This window comes from Conexibacter arvalis, assembly GCF_014199525.1.
In the GTDB taxonomy this organism is placed as follows: domain Bacteria; phylum Actinomycetota; class Thermoleophilia; order Solirubrobacterales; family Solirubrobacteraceae; genus Conexibacter; species Conexibacter arvalis.
In genome coordinates this window covers 253,002-273,323 of record NZ_JACHNU010000002.1, presented here as the reverse complement: position 1 = coordinate 273,323, position 20,322 = coordinate 253,002, and the positions used below count along the sequence as shown (strand labels likewise).

The following is a 20,322-nucleotide window of genomic DNA, read 5'->3' as shown; positions in this document are numbered from 1 at the left end:
TCACATCAGGTTCGGGGTGTGCAGCTCGGAGAGCCGCGTGGCGGTCGCGGCGTCGAAGCCGGCCGCGCGCAGGCGGCGGATCCGGTTCTCCTCCATCGTCGCGAGCAGGCCGCGGACGGCGGCGGCGCCGTCGGAGAGCGCGGCTGGGCGCAGCGAGCCGGCGGCGATGATCGTGAGGCCCTCGGTCAGCAGCGGGCTGAGGCCGGTCAGCTCGGTCAGCTTCGCTGCCCGCTGCTCGGCGGCGGAGACGAGCGCGGCGCGGCGCTCGGGATCGCCGGCGAGCGCGTGGCGGACGTGGGAGATGCCGAAGTGGACGTGGCGGCGCTCGTCGCGGTGGGCGAGGCGGGCGGCCGCGGCGGTGGCGGGGTCGGGCGCGTGGCGCTCGACGAACCGCAGCAGGTCGAGGAACGTCCCCTCGCCGAGCACGTTGAGCAGCAGCGCGGCGTTGGTGAAGTCGTGCTCGTCGAGCAGGGTCCTGAGCGACAGCTCGGTCGCGGCGAGCGCGTGGCCGGGCTCGCGGCAGAGCAGGGCGCGCTTGGTGAAGACCTCGACGTGGCGGGCTTCGTCGTGGACGTGGCCGGCCAGCCATTGGAGCGCCTCGGGGTAGGCCGGGTGGACCTGGGGGAGGAAGGCCGCGGGGACGTAGAGGGCGGCGTACTCGTTCTGCGCGATGAACGTCATCACCTGGCCGACCGCGCGGTCGAGCGGCTCGGCGAGGCGGCCGGCCTCCGCCCACGGCACGTCGGCGGTCGCGTCCCACTGCTCCGCGGTCGCCTGTTCGGCCAGCTCCGCGACGTCGTCGGCCCAGAGCTGGTCGCGGCGGTGCAGCGGCCAGTCGAAGGCCGGGGCGCCGGGCTCGGGGAGGGCGCCGAGCGGCGCCAGCCCGGCGGCGCGCGCGGCGGCATCCGGGACCGGCGGCGCCGCGCCGCCGCCGCGCACGTCGGCGGTGTGGAAGCGGCCGCCGTCGCGCAGCGGCGGGGGCGGGGGACCGCCGGGCGCGGCGGCGCCTGGTGCGGCGGTGCCTGGTGCGGCGGTGCCTGGTGTGGCGGTGCCTGGTGTGGCGGTGCCTGGTGTGGCGGTGCCTGGTGCGGCGGCGCGCCGGTCGCCGGCGTGGGCGTGCGGCGCGGCGCCGGGGCGCGTCGCGTGCGGGTCCGTCGCGACCGCGACGCGGCTGCCGGGGCCGCGGCGCAGGCGGACGGCCCAGCGGCCGCGGTCGCGCTCGGGCGGCGCGGCGGCCGACGGCTCGCGGCCGCCCGTCGCCGCGGCTGTCGCGCCGCCGGCGCCGCGCCGCTCGACGCGGCGCGGCTCGGCGGCGGCGTGGCCCTCCAGGCGGGCCCAGCCGGGCAGCTCGAGCGCGACGGCGCGCGAGCGGGTGACGACCTCGACCTGCTCGCCCGGCGCCATGCCGGCGAGCGCGGCCTGGAGCAGCACCTCCAGGCCGCCGCCGAGCTCGAGGCGCTCGGCGTCGAGCTGGCGCGCCCGGCCGCCGCTCTCGCTCCCGCCGTGCCCGTCGCTCCCGCCGCCGCGCCCGCCGCCCCGCGCCGCGCCGGGGCGGGCGCCGTCGCTCCCGCTCACGTCGCCGCCTCCGCGCGCTCCTGCGCTTCGACCGCCTCGAACAGGTCGGCGTAGCCGGCCCGGTCGCCCGGCAGCCAGCGTCTGACCCCTTCGAGGTCCATCGCCTCGCGCAGGGTCGGGTCGTCGCGATCCATCGCCAACAGCGCCGCCGTCCACCGCTCGGCCAGCGCCGGGTCGAAGCCCGGCAGCGCGGTGAAGTTGCAGTGGCTGTAGATCGGCGATCGCCACGCGACCTCCAGCCCGTGCGTCGCCGGCAGGCCGGCGGCGCGGAAGGCGGCCCAGGTCGCGTCGCCGAGCGCGCCGGCGTCGGCCTCGCCCGCGGCGACCGCCTGGACGACGCGCAGCTCCGAGTCGCCGGTGTCGCCGTGCTTGCCGAGGTCGCTGTCGAACCGGACCAGCTCGCAGACGCCGGCTGCGTCGAGCCCGTGTCGGCGCAGGTAGTGGAGCGGCAGGATCGCCGCGTGGCCGGAGTCGCGGCTGCCCAACGCGAGCGTGCGGCCGGCCAGCGCGCGCGGGTCGTCGAACGCCTCGCCGCGGCGGGTGACGAGCACGGTCGCGTAGGCGGCGTCGACGTCGCGCATGCCAAGGATCCGCGCCTCGCGCCCGAGCCGCCGCTCGAGCGCGACGAACGCGGTGTTGGTGTTCCAGCCGATCTCGACCTCGCCGGACAGCACCGCGTCGACGAGGCGCTCGTAGTTGGAGTAGAGGAGGTAGTCGGTCGGCACGCCGGCCTCCGCGAAATAGGTCCGGAACCGCTCCCAGATCGTCACGATCCGCGGGTGGTAGGCGACCGCGCCGACGGTGATCGCGTCGCTGCGCGCGCTCATGGGACCGGGAGCCCCGCGAGCGCCTTGCCGATCCAGCTGCGCAGCACGCCGTTGGTCGGCGCCATCACCGCGCCGGCGCGCGCGTCGCGCAGGTGGCGCTCGATCGGCAGCGCCGGCGTGCAGCCCTGGCCGCCGCAGATCTCCAGCGCCTGCTGGGTGACGTCGCGCGCCGCCTCGGTCGCGGCGACCTTCGCCGCCATGATCGCGACCAGCGCGCCGGGGTCGCCGGCGTCGCCGAGCGCGGCGGCGTCGCGCACGAGCAGGCGCGCCTGGCGGACGGTCAGGTCGATGTCGGCGAGCGCGTGCTGGATCGACTGGACCTCGGCGAGCGTCGAGCCGTCCGCGTAGGAGCGGCGCTTCGCGTGCTCGGTCGCCGCCGCCTGCGCCGCCGCGGCGATCCCGACGTTGACCGCCGCCAGCCCGACGAGGAAGAACGGCGCGACGACGTCGAAGACGAGCGCGCCGCCGGCGCCGTGCACGCCGATCCGGTCCTCCTCGGAGACGGCGACGCCGTCGAGCACCATCGCGACCGACGAGTTGCCGGCCATCCCGATCCCCTCCCAGGAGCCCTCGAAGGCGATCCCGTCGGCGCCGCCGTCGACCGCGTAGCAGTCGAGGCCGCCGCCGTCGTCGCTCTGCACGAGCACCAGGTAGAGGCCGGCGTGGCCGCCGGAGGTGACGAACGACTTGCGGCCGGAGATCCGCAGCCGCCCGTCGCCGTCGCGCTCGACGCGCAGCTCGGGCGCGTGGAAGTGGGCTCCGGTGCCGCGCTCGCTGAAGGCGAGCGTGCCGATCCGCTCGCCGTCGGCCAGCTCGCGCAGCAGCGCTGCCGCGCGCGGCCCGCCGCCGCCGGCGACGGTCGCCGCCGTCACGGCGTGCATCAGGAAGGTCATCCCGGTCGAGGCGCATGCGCCGCCGACCGTCTCGCCCGCCTCGGCGAGCGCGCTCAGCCCGCCGCCGGCGCCGCCGTGCTCGGCCGGCACGGTCAGCCCGAGCAGGCCCTGCTCGCCGAGCGCAGCGAGCGAGGCGGCGGGGAAGCTCCGCTCACGGTCGACGGCCGCCGCCGTCGCCGCGATCCGGTCGCGCACGGCCGCCGCCGCGCGCTCGTCCAACGCTGTCATCGAGTCCGCCTTTCGCATCGAAGGTGATCGCTCCGCCGCGCGCACGGCGCGGCCGTCGGCCTGCCGCTCAGCGCATGCGCACGTCGATCACCTCCCTCTGCGGCGCGGTCATGAAGCGGTCGGTACCCGTTCGGGCGCGAACGACGCGGTCGGCGGAGCCGGCCGCCGTTCGCGGGCGCGGGCGCGGAAGGGGGGCGCGACCGTGCCCCGGACCGTCACATCGATGACGCTGCCGGCCGCTAGCCGGGCGGGAGAGCGGGCACCTGGCAGGTGTAGGAGATCCTCCGTCTCATCGAGGTGCAGCATGTCTGCCATCACGCCGGATCAGACCGGCATCCAGCGACACGACGGCCATCGCACGATCGAAGGCTGGCGTGACAACACCCGCGTCTTCCTGCAGCCGATCGCGGCCCCGTCGATCCTCGGCTTGTTCGGCTTCGCGGGGGCGACGTTCATCGTCGCGGCGCACCTGGCGAGATGGTATGGGACGACCACCTCGCCGGAGTTCCTGTTCCCGTTCGCCGCCTTCTTCGGCGGCCTCGCCCAGTTCGCCGCGGGCATGTGGGCCTACCGCGCTCGCGACGGGCTCGCGACGGCGATGCACGGGATGTGGGGCGCGTTCTGGATGGCCTTCGGGCTGTTGTTCCTGCTCGGCGCCACCGGCACGCTGACGATTCCCACCGGCACCTTCACCGAGCTCGGGTTCTGGTTCCTCGCGCTCGCGGCGATCACCTTCTCCGGGTCGATCGCGGCGATGGCGGTCAACCTGTCGCTCACGGGCGTGCTGACGACCCTGTGGGTCGGCGCCGGCCTGCTCGCCGTCGGCTACCTGACCGGCGCCTCGACCTGGCTGCAGGTCGGCGGCTGGGTCCTGATCGCCTCCGCCGCGCTGGCCTGGTACACGGCGAGCGCGATGATGCTCGAGAGCACCTTCGGGCGGGTCGTGCTGCCGCTGGGCGCGCGCAAGAGAGAGGCCAACGTGCCCGGCCACATCGCCCACCAGACGATCGAGTTCGAGCTCGGCGAGCCGGGCGTCCGCCACGGGCAGTGAGCCGGGCGCGCCGTCTGAGCGACTACGCGCTGCTGTCGGATCGCCACGGCAGCGCGTTGGTCGCCGACGACGGCGCGCTCGACTGGTGCTGCCTGCCGCGCTTCGACCACGGCAGCTGCTTCGCGCGGCTGCTCGACGGCGAGCGCGGCGGCGCGCTGGTGGTGCGCGCGCCGGACGGGGACCGGCTGAACGGCTCGCAGCGCTACCGCGACGACACGATGGTGCTGGAGACGACGGTCGACTGCCGCGGCGCGACGGTGCGCTTCCACGACGCGCTCCTGCTCGGCGAGGACGGCGCGAGCGCGCCCCACCAGCTCGCGCGCCGCGTCGACTGCCTCGCGGGGCGCGCCGAGCTGGAGCTGCGGATCGCGCCGCGCTTCGACTACGGCGAGGTCCGTCCGTGGCTGCGGTGCGACGACCCGCGCCGCGCCTGGGCGATCGGCGGCGACGACGCGCTCGACGTGTGGGCGGAGGCCGGCGTCGAGCGGATCGGCGATCACGAGCTCGTCGTCGAGCTGGGACTCGACGCCGGCGAGCGCAGCTGGCTGAGCCTGGGGATGCACGCGGCGGCGGAGGCGGAGCGGCGGCCGCCGCCGGCGGACGCCGCCGAGCTGGAGCGCCGCCTGGAGGCGACCGCCGCGGCGTGGCGGCGGCTGGCGGCGACGCTCGACCGCTGCCCGGACGCGACGACGAGACGGTCGGCGCTGATCCTGCTCGCGCTCGTCTACGCGCCGTCGGGGGCGATCGTCGCCGCGCCGACGACGTCGCTGCCGGAGGCCGAGGGCGGCAGCCGCAACTGGGACTACCGCTACAGCTGGATCCGCGACTCGGTCTTCGCGGGGCGGACGCTGGCGCGGGTCGGGAACGAGCAGGCGGCCGATCGCTTCGAGCGGTTCGCGCTGCGCAGCGCCGCCGGGCACGCCGACGAGCTGCAGGTGCTGTTCGGCATCGGCGGCGAGCGGCGGATCGAGGAGCGCGAGCTGTCGCTCTGCGGCTACGGCGGCGCGCGGCCGGTGCGCGTCGGCAACGGCGCCGCCGAGCAGGCCCAGCTCGACACGCTCGGAGAGCTGGTCAACCTCGCCTGGGAGCGCCATCAGCGCGGCCGCACCCCCGACGGCGACGAATGGCGGTTCCTGCGCTCGGTCGCCGACGCCGCGGCGGCGCGGTGGCGCGCGCCCGATCGCGGCATCTGGGAGTGGCGCGGGCCGAGACGGCAGTTAGTCCACTCCAAGGCCGCCTGCTGGGCCGCGCTCGACCGCGGCGCGCGGCTGGCCGAGGCGCTCGGCGACGGCGACGCGCCGACCGCGCGCTGGCGGCGCGAGCGCGACGCGGTCGCCGACGCGATCGCCCGCGACGGGTGGGACGAGCGGCGCGGCGCCTTCGTGCAGGCGTTCGGCGCACGCGAGCTCGACGCGGCGGCGCTGCTGCTGCCGGTCACCGGCTTCGTCGAGTGGGACGACGCGCGCATGGTCGGGACGGCCGACGCGATCGCCGACGCGCTCGACGACGACGGCCTCGTCCGCCGCTACGACGGCGACGACGGCCTGCCCGGCCGCGAGGGCGCCTTCCTCGCCTGCTCCTTCTGGCTCAGCGAGGCGCTCGCGCGCCAGGGGCGGCTCGACGCGGCGTGGCGCCGCTACGAGCGCGCGCTCGCGACCGCCAGCCCGACCGGGCTGTGGAGCGAGCAGCACGACCCGGCCGCCGGCGCGCCGCTGGGCAACTACCCGCAGGCGCTGACCCACCTCGCCCAGATCGGCGCCCGGCTCGCGCTCCACGACGCCGGCTGAGCCGCGCCGGCGGTCGGTCGCCCGGGCGTCCGACCGGCCGCGCGACGGTCACGGCATGCCGGCGCGCCGGCCGCGCGCGATCAGCTCGCCGAGGTGGAGCGCGCGGCGCCCGGTGCCGGCCTGCTCGATCTGCGTCTTGCAGGAGAAGCCGTCGGCGACGATCAGCGTGTCGGGATCGGCGTCGCGCACGGCCGGCAGCAGCGCCTGCTCGCCGCAGCGCAGCGAGATGTCGTGCTTGCCGTCCTCGAAGCCCCACGAGCCGGCGAGGCCGCAGCAGCCGCCGCGGATCTCGCTCGCCTCCAGCCCCATCCGCCGCAGCGCCGCCAGCGACGGCACCATCCCGCCCGTCGCCTTGTGGTGGCAGTGGCCCCACAGCAGCGCGCGTCCGCGCAGCCGCGGCAGCGGCAGCCGCTCGCGCTCGACGAATTCGTCGAAGTGGACGGCGCAGTCGCGCAGGCGCGCGGCGTCGTCGTCGTGCGGCAGCAGCTTCGGCAGCTCCTCGGCGAAGACGGCGAGGCAGCTCGGCTCGATGCCGACGACCGGGGTGCCGGCGCGGACCTCCTCCCGCAGCACCGCGAGCGTTCTGCGCAGGTAGCGCTCGACGGCGTCGAGCAGGCCGTAGTCGTACAGCGGCCGCCCGCAGCAGACGTGCCCGGTCGGCATCACGACATGCCAGCCGCCGGCCTCGAGCGCCTCGACGCAGGCGACCCCGACGTCGGCGTGGAAGTAGTCGTTGAAGGTGTCGGGCCACAGCACGACCCGCGGCCCGCCGGGGTTGCGGCCGCCGCCGCGGCGGCGGAACCAGCGGCGCAGCGGCACGCGCGCGAAGCGCGGGATCGACCGCTGCGGGTCGACGCCGGCCGCCCGCTTGGCGGCGCCGGCGAGCGGCTCGGTCCGCGTCGCGGCGTTGACGAGCGCCGGCGCCAGCGACGCGAGCCGCGCCGCCTGGTCGACGAAGCCGAACGCGTAGGCGTGGCGCGGCCGGCGTCTGCGCCGATAGTGGTGGTGGAGGAACTCGGCCTTGAGCGTCGGCATGTCGACGTGGACGGGGCAGTCGCTCGTGCAGCCCTTGCACGCGAGGCAGAGGTCGAGCGCGTCGAAGACCTCCGCGCTGCGCCAGCCGTCGTCGATCACGCGCCCGTCGAGCATCTCGTAGAGCAGCCGCGCGCGGCCGCGCGTCGAATGCTGCTCGTCGCCGGTCGCCTGGAAGCTCGGGCACATGACGGTGGCGGGATCCGGGACGCGGCATTCGCCGACGCCGACGCAGCGCAGCGCCGCGTGGGCGAAGTCGCCGCCGTCGTCGGGGTAGTCGAAGCGGACCGGCGGACGGGCCGGGTTGGAGCCCGGGCCGAGGCGCAGGTCGTCGTCGAGGCGGCGCGGGTCGACGACCTTGCCGGGGTTCATCCGTCCCTCGGGGTCCCAGATCCGCTTGAACTCGCGCATCGCCTCCAGCAGCTCGGGGCCGTACTGGCGGTCGAGCAGCTCGGCCCGCTGCTGGCCGTCGCCATGCTCGCCCGACAGCGAGCCGCCGAACGAGGCGACCAGCTCGGCGGCATCCTCGAGGAAGGCGCGATAGCGGCGGACGCCGGCGGCGCTGCGCAGGTCGAAGTCGATCCGCGAGTGGATGCAGCCCTGACCGAAGTGGCCGTACATCGCGCCGCGCAGGCCGTGGCGGGCGTACAGCGCCTGCAGCCGCGGGATGTACTCGCCGAGCCGCTCGGGCGGGACCGCGGAGTCCTCCCAGCCGGGCCAGTGGTCGCGGCCGTCGGGCGGGAAGGCGGTCGAGCCGAGCCCGCCCTCGCGGATCCTCCAGATGTCGCTGCTGTGGCCGCCGTCCTCGTCGCTGCCGAACAGCGCGATTCGATCGTCGGCGTAGCCGTTGTCGCCCAGCCACGCGCGGAAGCGCTCGACCCGCTCGGCGCAGCCGTCGGCGGTCTCGTCGCCGAACTGCACGAGCAGCCAGGCGTCGCCCTTGGGACGCTCCGGCAGCTCGCGCAGCGCCGCGAGGTTGCTGCGCTGGATCGTCTGGTTCTCGATCAGCCGCCGGTCGAGCCCCTCCAGGCCGATCGGGCCGAAGGCGACGATCTCGGCGATGTGCGTGCAGGCGTCGGCGAGGTCGTCGTACTCGACGACGACGAGCGTGCGGTGGAGCATCGCCGGGGTCAGCAGGAGCGTCGCGCGCAGCACGGTGGCGCACGTGCCCTCGGTGCCGACGAGCGCCCGCGCGACGTTGAAGCCGCGCTCGGGCAGCAGCTCGTCGAGGTTGTAGCCCGAGACGCGCCGCGGGAGCCGCTCGACCGACGGGTAGCCGGCTCGGATCGCGTCGGCGTGGCGGTCGCGCAGCTGGCGCAGCGCGGCGTAGATCTCGCCCTTGCGCCCGCCTGCGGCGACGATCGCGTCGAGCTGCTCCTCCTCGCCGACGCCGACCTCGAAGCGGGCGCCGTCGGCGGTCACGACGTCGAGCGCGGCGACGTTGTCGGAGGTGCGCGGCCCGGGGCCGTAGAGCTGCGACTGCAGCGAGTGGATGCCGCAGGAGTTGTTGCCGACGTTGCCGCCGATCGTGCAGCGCGAGTGGGTCGAGGGGTCGGGGCCGAAGATCAGGCCGTGCGGCCCGGTCGCGCGGTTGACCTGCTCGTTGATCGCGCCGGGCTCGACGGTGACCGTGCGTGCCGCGACGTCGACCTCGCCGATCGCGGTCAGGTGTCTGGAGACGTCGATCACGACCGCGCGGTTGACGGTCTCGCCGGAGAGGCTCGTCCCGCAGCCGCGCGGCAGCAGCGGCGCGCCGACGTCGCGGCAGGCGACGTGGACGGCGACGACGTCGTCGAGCGTGCGGGGGATCACGACGGCGATCGGCACCTGCCGGAAGTTCGACGCGTCGGTCGCGTACATCCCCTTCGCCTGCGCGTCGAAGCGGACGTCGCCGGAGACCGTCTCGGTCAGCCGGCGTCTGAGGCCGGCGAGGTCGATCGCCGTCAGCGCGGTCGCGGTCATGCGGCCTCCTTCGCGCTCAGCGCATAGCGGTCGGCGTCCGCGCGCCGCAGCTCGAGGCCGAGCCCGGGACGCGCCGGGTCGGGGACGAGATCGCCGTCGCGCGGGACGGGCGCGCCGTCGAACAGCAGGCGCTCGACGCGCGCGTGGTCGAAGAAGTGCTCGGTGTGCAGCAGCGACGCCATGCCACAGCCGACGTGCGCCATCACCGCCGGCACGCAGTGGGCGGAGAACGGCAGCTCGGCGGCGCGGCAGAGCCCGTCGGCGCGCAGCATCCCGGTGACGCCGCCGCAGCGGCTGACGTCGGCCTGCATCACGTCGACCGCGCCGGCGTCGCGCAGCGCGACGAGGTCGGGCAGGTCCCACGCGTACTCGCCGGCGGCGATCGCCATCCCGTCGGGCGCGTGGGCGCGCACGTGGCGCAGCCCCGCGCGGTCCTGCGAGCTGACCGGCTCCTCGAACCAGCGGACGCCGTGCTCGGCGGCGAACCGCCGCGCCCAGCCGACCGCCTCGTGCGGCAGGTAGGCGCCGTTGCCGTCGACGAGCAGCTCGACCGCGTCGCCGATCTCGTCGCGCACGACGTCGAGCCGCGCGGGGTCGGCGCGCTTGTCGCGGCCGACCTTCACCTTCACCCGCGGGAAGCCCTGCGCCATCCAGCCGCGCGCCTGCTCGCGCAGCTGGCGCTCGTCGTAGTCGGTGAAGCCGCCGCTGCCGTACGCCGGCACGCGGTCGCGGACGCGGCCGATCGCGTCGGCGAGCGGCAGCCCCAGCAGCCGCGCGCGCAGGTCCCACAGCGCGACGTCGATCGCCGACAGCGCCATCGCGGCGACTCCGGCGTGGCCGAGCTGGCGGATCGCGACGTGCATCCGCTCGTAGGCGATCCCCGGCGCCAGCGCGTCGGCGCCGCTCACCGACGGGCCGAGCACGTCGGCCGCGATCGCGCCGGCGGCGGGATGGGCGTAGGTGTAGCCGAGGCCGTGCTCGCCCCCGCCGCGTGCCTCGACCAGCACCAGCGTCGTCGCGCGCCAGGTGCGGGTGCCGTCCGACTCGGCGTCGGTCGCGGTCGGGACCTCGTAGGCGCTGACGCGCACGCTCTCTACGGTCGCCTCCGGGCGCATCGAGCCGGCCTCAGCGGTTGACGAACTCCTGCACCTTGCCCTTGACCGCCTGCTTGACGATCTCGCCGCGGGCGGCGTCGCCGGGCAGCGCGCCGAGCAGCTTTCTCGCCTGCTCGAGTCTGATGTGCGGCGGGAGCGGCGGCACCTCGGGGTCGGTGATCGCCTCCAGCACGACCGGCCGGTCGGCCGACAGCGCCTCGTCCCACGCCGGCGCGACCTGGTCGGGCCGGTCGACGCGGATGCCCTTCAGGCCGATCAGCTCGGCGTAGCGCGCGTAGGGGAAGTCGGGCAGCTGCTGGGAGACGTCGAGCTTCGGGTCGCCGGAGAGGACGCGCTGCTCCCACGTCACCTGGTTGAGGTCGTCGTTGTGGAGGACGAGCACGACCAGCCGCTGATCGGCCCAGCGGTCGCGGTAGCGGGCGAGGTCGATCAGCGCGTTGATGCCGAGCATCTGCATCGCGCCGTCGCCGAGGCAGGCGATCACGGGCCGGTCGGGGTGCGCGAGCTTGGCGGCGAGCGCGTAGGGGACCGCCGGGCACATCGTCGCGAGCGTGCCGGAGAGGATCGCGTCCATGCCGGCGCGCAGTCTGAGGTGGCGCGCCCACCAGTTGGTCGCCGAGCCGGAGTCGGCGGTGACGATCGCGCGGTCGGGCAGCCGCGGCGACAGCTCGTGGAAGAGCAGCTGCGGGTTGAGCGGGTCGGCGCCGTCGTGGGCGCGCGCGTCGAGGATCTCCCACCAGCGCGCGACCTCCTGCTCGATCTGCTCGCGCCAGGCGCGGTCCCGCTTGGGGTGCAAGAGCGGGAGCAGCGCGCGCAGCGTCTCGGCGCTGTCGCCGGTGAGGCCGACCTCCATCGGGTAGCGGAGGTTGAGCATGCGGCCGTCGATGTCGATCTGCACGCCGCGCGCCTGGCCCTCGGGCGGCAGCCACTCCGAGTAGGGGAAGCTGGAGCCGACCATCAGCAGCGTGTCGCAGCCCTCGACCATCTCGTAGGTCGGCTTCGTCCCGAGCAGGCCGATCGAGCCGGTCACGAACGGCAGGTCGTCGGGCAGGACGGCCCGTCCGTTGAGCGCCTTCGCGACGCCGGCGCCGAGCACGTCGGCGACCTCGACCAGCTCGCGCGCGGCGCCGAGCGCGCCCTGGCCGGCGAGGATCGCGACCCGCTCGCCGGCGTTGAGCACCTCGGCGGCGCGGCGCAGGTCCTCGTCGCGCGGGCGGACGAGCGGCCTGCCGAAGCCGATCGACGACATCACCGCGCCATGGGCGCGCGGCGGCGGCTCGTACGGCGCCTCCTGCACGTCGTTGGGCACGATCACGCACGTGACCGAGCGGGTCGCCTTCGCGATCCGCACGGCGCGGTCGATCAGGTGGCGGGCCTGCTCGGGCTCCATGCAGGTGTGGACGAACTCGGAGGCGACGTCCTTGAACAGGACCTGCAGGTCGACCTCCTGCTGGTAGCTGCCGCCGACCGACATCCGCTTCTGCTGGCCGACGATCGCGACGACCGGCTGGTGGTCGAGCTTCGCGTCGTAGAGGCCGTTGAGGAGGTGGATCGCGCCCGGCCCGGAGGTCGCCATGCAGACGCCGACCTCGCCGGTCAGCTTCGCGTGCGCGGTCGCCGCGAACGCCGCGATCTCCTCGTGGCGGGTCTGCACGAACTCGATCCGCTCCTGCGCCTGGTGGAAGGCGCCCATCAGGCCGTTGATGCCGTCGCCGGGATAGCCGTAGATCCGCTCGACGCCCCAGTCGGCGAGGCGGTCGAGGATGAAATGGGCGGTGTCTGGCATCGGTGGCTCCTGGTCGGGGTCAGCTGGAGTGGGCGGCGCGCCGCAGCGCGAGCGCGGCGGCCGCCGCGGCGGAGGCGACGCCCGCGCCGAGCAGGTGGCGATGGGTCGCGGCCGACAGCTGCGGGCTGCGGCGGCGGGCCTCGGCGTCGAAGGGCCCGTGCGCGCCGGCGTCTCCGGGGACGGGGGAGAAGAGGTTGTCGGGCCGGCCGGGCGCGGTCCGCTCGCCGGTCTGCTGCGACCTGACGGCGGTGCGGGCGAGGTAGCGCTCGGTGAACGCCGGCGACAGGCGGTTGCCGAGGACCGTGCGGACGGTCGGCAGCCCGACCCACAGCTCGCGGCGGCGGTGGCCGGCCGCCCAGTGGACCGCGTCGGCGGCGACCTCGGGCTGGAAGACCGGCGGCACCGGCCGCGAGGACTCCGGCAGCTTGTCGCGGCAGTGCTCGAACTGCGGCGTGTTGACGCCGGGCAGCTGGACCATCGTGAGGTGGACGCGGCTGCCTCTGCTGCGCAGCTCGCACCGCAGCGACTCCTGGAAGCCCTTGATCGCGTGCTTGGCGCCGCAGTACGGCGCCTGCAGCGGGATGCCGCGATACGCGAGCGCGGAGCCGACCTGGACGATCGTGCCGCGGTCGCGCGGGAGCATGCGCGCCAGCGCCGCGCGCGTGCCCCAGACCGTGCCGAGGTAGGTCACCTCGGTCGCGCGCCGGTACTCGTCGGGGGTGACCTCCTCGAACCACGCGAAGACCGTCGTCATCGCGTCGTTGACCCACACGTCGATCGGCCCGAGCCGCTGCTCCACCGTCTCCGCCGCCGCGTCGACCGCGTCGGCGTCGGCGACGTCGACGACCAGCGGCAGCGCCTGCGCGCCCGCCGCCTCGACCTCGCGCCGGGCCGCCTCGAGGCCGTCCCGGCCGCGGGCCAGCAGCGCGACGCGCGCGCCGGGGTCGCGGGCGAAGCGACGCGCGATCGCGCGGCCGACGCCGGCCGAGGCGCCGGTGACGACGATCGTCCGGTCCTGGCTGCGCATGACCCTCCCGCTACCCGGATGCGATCGGGGCAAGCGGGCGCCGCGGTTTGATCGGTGACGTGCGCGTCAGGCCGGCGGGCCGGCGCGTGCCCGCTCGCGCCGCCCGGCGCTCGCGGGGAACGCCTCGGGGCGGGCGTGCAGCGTCCAGCCCTGCCGCGGCACGTGGGTCAGGAACCCTGCCGCCGCGAGCCGTCTGACGGCGAGCGAGACGGTCGGCCGCCGGGCGCCGAGCATCTCCGCGAGCACGCGATGGCTCAGGCTGGGCAGCTCCAGCTCGACGCCCGCGGCGCTGGTCGTGCCCCAGCGGTCGGCGAGATGCCACAGGACCATCCACACCCGCTCGTCGATCAGCGCCGGCTGCCCTGCCGCCAGATGCGACGCCAGCCAGTGCGACCGCTCGACCGCGCGCTCGAGCAGTGCGGCGGCGATCTCCGGCCACGGGGCGACGCGCTGCGCGAAGGCGCGGTCGAGCAGCGCGACGCGCGCGGGCGCGAGGACCTCGAACCGCGCATGCGACGGGATCGACGACAGCGCGTCGCCGGCCGTCGTCCACGGCCGCATCAGGTCGCCGTCGCCGAGCAGCTCCGGCCACGAGGCCCGGCCGACCTCGACCCGGCGCAGCAGGAGGCCGTCGAGCACGAGCAGCCCGAACCAGCCGGGAAACGAGCCGGCGTCGGCGGGCAGCGCGGCGATTCCGGCCGGAAGCGCGACGACGCGGGCCCACGCTCGCTCCCCGGCCCGCCGCATCTCGGATGCCGGCAGCTGCTCCGCGAGCCTTGGGTCGAGCGGGAACAGCTCGACGGCGGTCGTCGCACGGAGCCCGATCGCGTCGAATGGGTCCGGTGGTGGAACGCTCACGCCGCTGTTCCATCTACCCGCCGCCCGGCGGCGGTCAAAGAGGACCTGGCACGCGTGCGTTGCGGCACCCGCTTCGCGACGCCCGTGGCGGGCAGCACAACGTGATGCGGCGTTTCGCGCTGGGAATCGGCTCCCACGCACCCCCGGCGATCTCGCGGGTGCGCTGGCTCCTGCTCGCCGCCGTGCCGCCGACGGTGCTGCTCGTGCGGCGACGGCGCGCGCTCGGGCTGCCGCGCTCGCTGAGCACCGCGCTCGCCGTCTCGGTCCCGCTCGCCGTCGCCGGCGCGCTGCCGCGCAGCCGCTCGCGGCACGTGCTGCTGTGGGCAGCACAGATGTGGGCCTACACGGCGGCGTTCGAGATCCCGTACGACCGCCCGGAGCGGATCGCGAGCAGGCTGCGGGTGGTCGAGCCGGTGCGAGCCGATCGCGCGCTCGCGGGCGGGACGACGCCGACCGAGCGGCTCCAGGGCGCGCTGCGCGACCCCGCTCGCGTGAGCTGGCTCGACCGCGCCCTCACGGCCGTCTACGCCTTCTGGGAGGCCGAGCCGCACCTCGCGATGGGCGCCGTCCTGCTGCTCCGACCCGACCGCTTCGGCGCGCTCGCGACGCGGCAGGCCGCCACCTTCGACCTCACGCTGGCCGGCTACTGGCTGCTGCCGACCGCGCCGCCGTGGTGGGCGGCGGAGCGCGCCGGCGTGCTGCACGGCGACGTCCAGCGCGTCGTGATGCGGGTGCTGCGCGACCTCCGCGGCAAGCCGCTCGAGCAGGACGACGTGGTCGGCGCGAACCCGTGGGGCTCGATGCCCTCCGACCACTTCGCGGCCGCGCTGGCGGCCGCGCTCGCGCTCGCCGAGCTCCACCCGGCCGCGGGAGCCGCCGGCCTCTCGTACGCCCTCGTGCTCGGCGTGGCGCTCGTCTACCTCGGCGAGCACTACGTCGTCGACCTGCTCGCCGGCGGCGGCCTGGCGCTCGCGGTCGCCGCGCTCGAACCGGCGCTGGGTCCGGTCGCCAGGCGCGTCGACGCGCGCTGGCGTCGGCTCGAGCCGTGATCCGGGAGAGAGGCGTCGAGCGCCATCAGTCTGGAAAGCTGTTCACATCTGGCGGATCGGCCGTTACTGTCGAGACGATTGGTCATGCGGCTCCCGGTCCTCCTCGTCATCGAATGCGGACAGGACGGCCTGCGCCACGTCTCGAGCCAGCTCGCGGGGCGCTACGGGCACGACTACCGCGTCGAGCGCGCGGTCGATGTCGCGGGCGCGCTGGAGCGGCTGTGCGAGCTGGCCGCTGCCGGCGACGACCTCGCGCTGGTGCTGGCCCCGATGTCGCTGCCGGCGACGAGCGACGGCGGGCTGCTGCAGCGGACCCGGCAGCTGCATCCGCACGCCAAGCGCGGGCTGCTGGTCGCGCGGGGAGCGCTGGCAGACCCGTCGACCGCCGGGGCGCTCCTGGACGCGATCGCCACGGGCCGCGTCGACTACTACGTCCGGGTGCCGGGCGAGGGGCCGGACGAGGACTTCCACAACACGATCTCCACCTTCCTGCTGGAGTGGGCGACCGAGCAGCTGAGGGTCCCGCACACCGTCCACATCATCGGCGCCGCGTGGACCGGGCGGGCCCACGAGCTGCGGGAGACGTTCGAGCGCTGCGCCGTGCCGCACGACTTCTTCCTCGCCGACTCCGAGCGGGGGCGCGAGCTGATCGCGGGGGCCGGACCCGGCGCCGAGCTCCCGCTGATGGTGCTCCCGGACGGGCGGGCGCTCAGCAACCCGTCCAACGCCGAGATCGCGGACGCCGCCGGCGCGCCGCGCGACCTCGCCGAGCGCGACTTCGACGTCGTGATCGTCGGCGCCGGGCCGGCGGGCCTGTCGGCGGCCGTCTACGGCGCCTCGGAGGGGCTGCGGACGCTCGTCGTCGACGAGGGCGGCATCGGCGGCCAGGCCCGTTCCAGCTCGCTGATCCGCAACTACCTCGGCTTCCCGAGAGGCGTCAGCGGTCGGCGGCTGGCCGAGCAGGCCTACGAGCAGGCCGCCGTCTTCGGGGCGAGCTTCGTCTTCATGCACCGCGTGACCGCGCTCGAACGCGCAGGGGCCGGGATCAGCCTCACGCTCGCCGACGAGCGGCGCGTCGGCGCCCCGGTCGTGATCCTCGCGACCGGGGCCAGCTACCGCCGCCTCGGCGTGCCGTCGCTCGAGGCGCTGACCGGCGCCGGCGTCCACTACGGCGGCCCGGCCACCGAGGCGTACGCGCTCGCCGGCATGGACGCCTTCGTCGCCGGCGGCGGCAACTCGGCGGGCCAGGCGGTCCTCCACCTCGCGCGCTACGCGCGCCGCGTCACGCTCGTCGTGCGCAGAGAGTCGCTGGAGGCCGGGATGTCGCACTATCTCGTCCGGGAGATCCGCGCGACGCCGACCATCGAGGTGCGCACCGCGACCACGGTCGTCGGCGGGGGAGGCGACGGGCGGCTGCAGGAGCTGGTGCTGCGCGACATGGCCACGGGCAGGGAGGAGACCGTCGCCGCCGACGCGCTGTTCGCGCTGATCGGCGCCCGCCCGCACACCGACTGGCTGCCGGGCGAGATCGCGCGCGACGACGACGGCTTCCTCTGGACCGGCGCGTCCGTTCCCGACCGGTCCGGATGGCCGCTCGAGCGCCGGCCGCTCGCGCTCGAGACGAGCATGCCCGGCGTGCTCGCGGCAGGGGACGTCCGACACGGCTCCGTCAAGCGCGTGGCGTCTGCCGTCGGCGAGGGGTCGATCGCGGTCCAGCTCGTCCACGGCCTGCTCCCGGGCCGGCGGTCCGCGGTGCGCCATCCCGCACCGCCGTCGCGGCGGCTGGTCGAGAAGATCTGAGCCGCCGCGTCGGATCGACCGCGGTCGCGCGGCCGTCGACGGGAGCCCGCCGGCGGCTTCGCGCGCGGACGCCGACCTGGCGCTCGGATGTTCGTCCAACCGCCCCGGCGGCGCTGCGCCGGGAGCCGGTCGTGCCGATGACCGGTGTGATGCCGACGCGCCGATCGCTTCCCCGTGCGCGCGCGACGACGCGCGCTCGTCTGCTCGCCCTCGCCGGGACGGTCGTCGCGGCCGCCGCGGCCTCCGGCTGCATGCTCCAGACCGCAGACGACTACTACAGCTCGATGCCGGCGCGGCCGGTCTCGGTCGTCACCGCCGACTTCGACGGCAACGGGCAGGAGGACGCGCTGTTCGGCTACTCCGCCAGCGACTTCGCCGGGATCACGCTCGTGACCCAGGACGACTACGGCTTCTGGGCCAAGCGAGAGCTGAGCACGTTCCTGCTCGGCTCCGAGCTGATGGCGGTGACCGACTTCGACGGCGACCAGACGCCTGACGTCGTCGCCGCCCAGCGGGGCGCCGACAGGCTCACGCTGCTGCGCAACAGCGGCAACGGCACCTTCACGGAGTCGACCAAGGAGATCGCCCCCGCGTCGCCGCCCGGCACCACGCGCCTCACCGCGCTGGCGAGCGCGACGGCGCCGAGCGGCAAGCGGCTCGTCGCCGCAGCCTTCGAGACCGACGACCCGTACGCCGCCGTCCGACCGCGCAGCGTCGTCACCTACGAGGCGACGAGAACGGGGCTGTCCGCCACCAACATGTTCCAGCGGTTCGACGTCATCCCCGGCGACGCGCGCGAGCTGCGGCTGCACGACGTCGACGGCGACGGGCGGCTCGACCTCGTGATCGGGACCGCGATCGGCACGATCCAGATCTACAGAGGCCTCGGCGGCAGCGACGGCGACTTCGCAACGACCCCGACGACGCTCAGCCAGCCGGGGCAGAGCGGTCCGATCACCGCGCTCGCGGTCGGCGACGCGCGGACGCCGCCCGCGCGGGGAGACAAGCCCTCCTACGGCGACTGGCCGGTCGACGGCAGAGCCGACGTCGTCGCCGGCTTCGGCGGCATGTACGCCTACGGCTGGCGCGGCCGCGGCGGCATGAGCTTCGACCCGCCGATCGTCGCCGGCAGCATCGGCATCGACGGCGCCAGACTGGGCGCCCTCGCGATCGACCCGGCAGGCAGCGGCAACTGGATGGGCATCGGACGCGACACCGCGGTCGGATTCGCGCAGACCGCCAGCGGCTGGCAGCAGCTGTTGACGCACATGAACTGCGGGCCCTTCAGAACGGCGCTCTTCCACAACGACACGCCCGGGGCGGCGGAGACCGCGCCGTTCGCGGCGGCCTTCACCTGCAACGCCGTGAGAACGACGCAGGCGCTGATCGCCGTGCCCCTGCGCCGCCGGCTCGTCGCGCCGGCGGAGGTCGCCCTCGGCGACCAGCGCGCCGGCACGGCCGGCGCGGCGGCGACCGTGCAGCTCGACGCGGTCGACTGGCAGCCCGGCGAGGCGGAGGAGCCGGCCGAGGTCGCCATCAACCAGCTGAGCCTGACCGGGCCGGACGCCGCCGAGTTCGAGATCGTCCGCGGCGACCTCGGCGCCTGCACCGACGGCACGGGCGCCTGCGCGCCGCAGGTCCGCTTCGCGCCGCGCACGCCCGGCGCCAAGCAGGCGACGCTCGTGATCCGCAGCGACGCCTACCGCGCGGCCGGCGCGCCCCACCACTCGGTCAGGCTGACCGGCACCGCGACCGGCGCGCTCGCGACCGCGCCGGCGACGCTGGCGCTCGGCGACGTCGCAGTCGGCGCCTCGGGCGCGACGGAGCTGACGATCGCCAACGGCGGCACCGAGCCGTTGTCGATCTCCGCCTTGGAACTTGACGGCGCCGGTCCCGGCTGGACCGTCTCGCGCGACGGCTGCGCCGCGCTCGTCGCGCCCGGCGGCTCCTGCACGGCGCGCGTCTCGTACGCGCCGTCCGCCGCCGGTCCGGCGAGCGCGACCGTGCGCGTCGTCAGCGACTCGGTCGGCGCCGCGCCGCTCGTCGGGCTGAGCGCGCGGGGGATCGCCTCGGGCGTGACCGCGGCGCCGATCGCGCTCGGTCCGATCGCCGTCGGCGAGCACGCGTCCGCGACCGCGGCGATCGTCAACTCCGGCAACCAGCCGCTGCGGATCGCCTCGATCGCCGCCGCCGGCCCCGACGCCGCGCGGGTGACCGTCGACGCCGCCGCCTGCACCGCCGCGCCGATCCCGGCCGCGGGCGGCTGCGACGTCGAGGTCGCGGTCGCGCCGGGCGCGCGCGGCCCGCTCGACGCCGAGCTGCGCGTCGTCAGCGACGCGCCGTCGAGCCCGAACGTCGTGGCGTTGACGGCCAGCGGCGTCCAGGGTGTCGCGCAGGCGCCCGCGTCGGTCGCGCTCGGGAACGTCCGCGTCGGCTTCTTCGCCGAGGCCGAGGTCGCGCTCGAGAACGGCGGCGACGCGCCGCTGCGGCTCGGCTCGATCGCGGTCGACGGGGGAGCGGCGACGGTCGTCGCCGACGCCTGCTCGGGGAGCGCGCTCGCGGTCGGCCAGCGCTGCGCCGCGACCGTCCGCTTCGCGCCGACCGCCGTCGGCGTGCTCGATGCGCGGCTGCGCGTCCCCAACGACGGCGAGGGCGGCGAGCGGACGATCGAGCTGACGGGAACCGCGCTGCCGGCGGACGTTCCGGACGGCGGCGACCCGGGACCGGGGCCCGGCGACGATCCGGACGGCGGCGATCCGGGACCGGGGCCCGGCGACGATCCGGACGGCGGCGACCCGAGACCGGGGCCCGGAGACGACCCGGACGGGGGGAACCCGAGACCCGGGCCCGGCGACGGCCGTGGGCCGGGGAGCGATCCGGGACCGGGGCCGGGCGGCGAGCCCGGACCCGGCGACCGGCCGCGCGCCGCGAGCGCGCGGCTGCGGCTGACGGCGCCGGCGCGCGCGACCGTCCGGCGCGGGCGGACCGTGCGCCTGCGGATCGCGGTCGCCAACCGCGGCGGCCGCGCCGCCGTCGCGACGAAGCTGCGGATGCGGCTCCCCGGCGCGCTGCGCTGGCAGCCGCCGCGCGTCAAGGGCAGACGTCCGAAGCCGACACGCGCGATCGTCGTGTCGCTCGGCCGGCTCGCTCCCGGCGCCGCACGCGAAGTCACGTTGACGCTGCGCGCGCTCCCGGGCGCCCGCCGCGGCGCCGTGAAGCTGACGCTGCGGGCCGACGGCGGCGGCGCCGCGGCGCGGGCGACCAGCACGCTGCGGATCCGCTGAGTCTCCGACGCACCAGAGAACTGGCACACGGCGCGGCCGATCCGACTA

Annotated in this window: 13 protein-coding genes; 5 read left to right on the top strand and 8 right to left on the bottom strand. The window is 76.0% G+C overall.

The features are described from left to right. The 3 genes from BDZ31_RS09805 to BDZ31_RS09795 are packed head-to-tail and all read right to left on the bottom strand — an operon-like array spanning position 1 to position 3,523. Positions 1 to 1,575, bottom strand: a complete 1,575-nt coding sequence (locus tag BDZ31_RS09805) for a hypothetical protein (RefSeq protein ID WP_183341547.1) — start codon at positions 1,573 to 1,575, stop codon at positions 1 to 3. Beyond that, a complete protein-coding gene (locus BDZ31_RS09800) occupies positions 1,572 to 2,402 on the bottom strand; it encodes a phosphate/phosphite/phosphonate ABC transporter substrate-binding protein (RefSeq protein WP_183341544.1) in 831 nt (276 codons plus the stop codon). The genes BDZ31_RS09805 and BDZ31_RS09800 overlap by 4 nt, the downstream gene beginning before the upstream one ends. Further along, positions 2,399 to 3,523 (bottom strand): acyl-CoA dehydrogenase family protein, encoded by a 1,125-nt coding sequence (locus BDZ31_RS09795; RefSeq protein ID WP_183341543.1) that lies wholly within the window; start codon positions 3,521 to 3,523, stop codon positions 2,399 to 2,401. The genes BDZ31_RS09800 and BDZ31_RS09795 overlap by 4 nt, the downstream gene beginning before the upstream one ends. 304 nt (positions 3,524 to 3,827) lie before the next feature. Between BDZ31_RS09795 and BDZ31_RS09790 the strand changes: the two genes are divergently transcribed. Then, positions 3,828 to 4,574, top strand: coding sequence for an acetate uptake transporter (locus tag BDZ31_RS09790; RefSeq protein WP_183341541.1), 747 nt, complete (start codon positions 3,828 to 3,830; stop codon positions 4,572 to 4,574). After that, the gene (locus tag BDZ31_RS09785) at positions 4,571 to 6,361 is read left to right on the top strand and encodes a glycoside hydrolase family 15 protein (protein WP_183341539.1); all 1,791 of its coding nucleotides are present in this window, start codon (positions 4,571 to 4,573) and stop codon (positions 6,359 to 6,361) included. The genes BDZ31_RS09790 and BDZ31_RS09785 overlap by 4 nt, the downstream gene beginning before the upstream one ends. A 48-nt stretch (positions 6,362 to 6,409) precedes the next feature. Here BDZ31_RS09785 and BDZ31_RS09780 read toward each other — a convergent pair whose 3' ends face one another. The 5 genes from BDZ31_RS09780 to BDZ31_RS25945 all read right to left on the bottom strand — a co-directional run bounded on the left by BDZ31_RS09780 (position 6,410) and on the right by BDZ31_RS25945 (position 14,141). Beyond that, positions 6,410 to 9,355 (bottom strand): FAD-binding and (Fe-S)-binding domain-containing protein, encoded by a 2,946-nt coding sequence (locus tag BDZ31_RS09780; protein WP_183341537.1) that lies wholly within the window; start codon positions 9,353 to 9,355, stop codon positions 6,410 to 6,412. Next, positions 9,352 to 10,443 carry an enolase C-terminal domain-like protein gene (locus BDZ31_RS09775; RefSeq protein WP_221242973.1) on the bottom strand — a complete coding sequence of 364 codons (1,092 nt, stop codon included), beginning with the start codon at positions 10,441 to 10,443 and terminating at the stop codon, positions 9,352 to 9,354. Before BDZ31_RS09775 ends, BDZ31_RS09780 begins: the two co-directional genes overlap by 4 nt. A 37-nt stretch (positions 10,444 to 10,480) precedes the next feature. Beyond that, on the bottom strand, positions 10,481 to 12,256 hold the full coding sequence (locus BDZ31_RS09770; protein ID WP_183341533.1) for a thiamine pyrophosphate-requiring protein: 1,776 nt from the start codon (positions 12,254 to 12,256) through the stop codon (positions 10,481 to 10,483). A gap of 19 nt (positions 12,257 to 12,275) precedes the next feature. Beyond that, positions 12,276 to 13,283, bottom strand: coding sequence for an SDR family oxidoreductase (locus tag BDZ31_RS09765; protein ID WP_183341531.1), 1,008 nt, complete (start codon positions 13,281 to 13,283; stop codon positions 12,276 to 12,278). A gap of 66 nt (positions 13,284 to 13,349) precedes the next feature. Beyond that, positions 13,350 to 14,141 (bottom strand): helix-turn-helix domain-containing protein, encoded by a 792-nt coding sequence (locus BDZ31_RS25945; RefSeq protein WP_183341530.1) that lies wholly within the window; start codon positions 14,139 to 14,141, stop codon positions 13,350 to 13,352. Between the two features lie 104 nt (positions 14,142 to 14,245). Here BDZ31_RS25945 and BDZ31_RS09755 point away from each other — a divergent pair, with 104 nt between their 5' ends. From BDZ31_RS09755 to BDZ31_RS09745, 3 genes are all read left to right on the top strand, one after another. Continuing rightward, on the top strand, positions 14,246 to 15,190 hold the full coding sequence (locus BDZ31_RS09755) for a phosphatase PAP2 family protein (RefSeq protein ID WP_183341527.1): 945 nt from the start codon (positions 14,246 to 14,248) through the stop codon (positions 15,188 to 15,190). A gap of 84 nt (positions 15,191 to 15,274) precedes the next feature. Continuing rightward, the gene (locus BDZ31_RS09750) at positions 15,275 to 16,990 is read left to right on the top strand and encodes an NAD(P)/FAD-dependent oxidoreductase (protein WP_183341525.1); all 1,716 of its coding nucleotides are present in this window, start codon (positions 15,275 to 15,277) and stop codon (positions 16,988 to 16,990) included. A gap of 149 nt (positions 16,991 to 17,139) precedes the next feature. Next, positions 17,140 to 20,274, top strand: coding sequence for a choice-of-anchor D domain-containing protein (locus BDZ31_RS09745; protein WP_183341523.1), 3,135 nt, complete (start codon positions 17,140 to 17,142; stop codon positions 20,272 to 20,274). Positions 20,275 to 20,322: the final 48 nt, after the last annotated feature.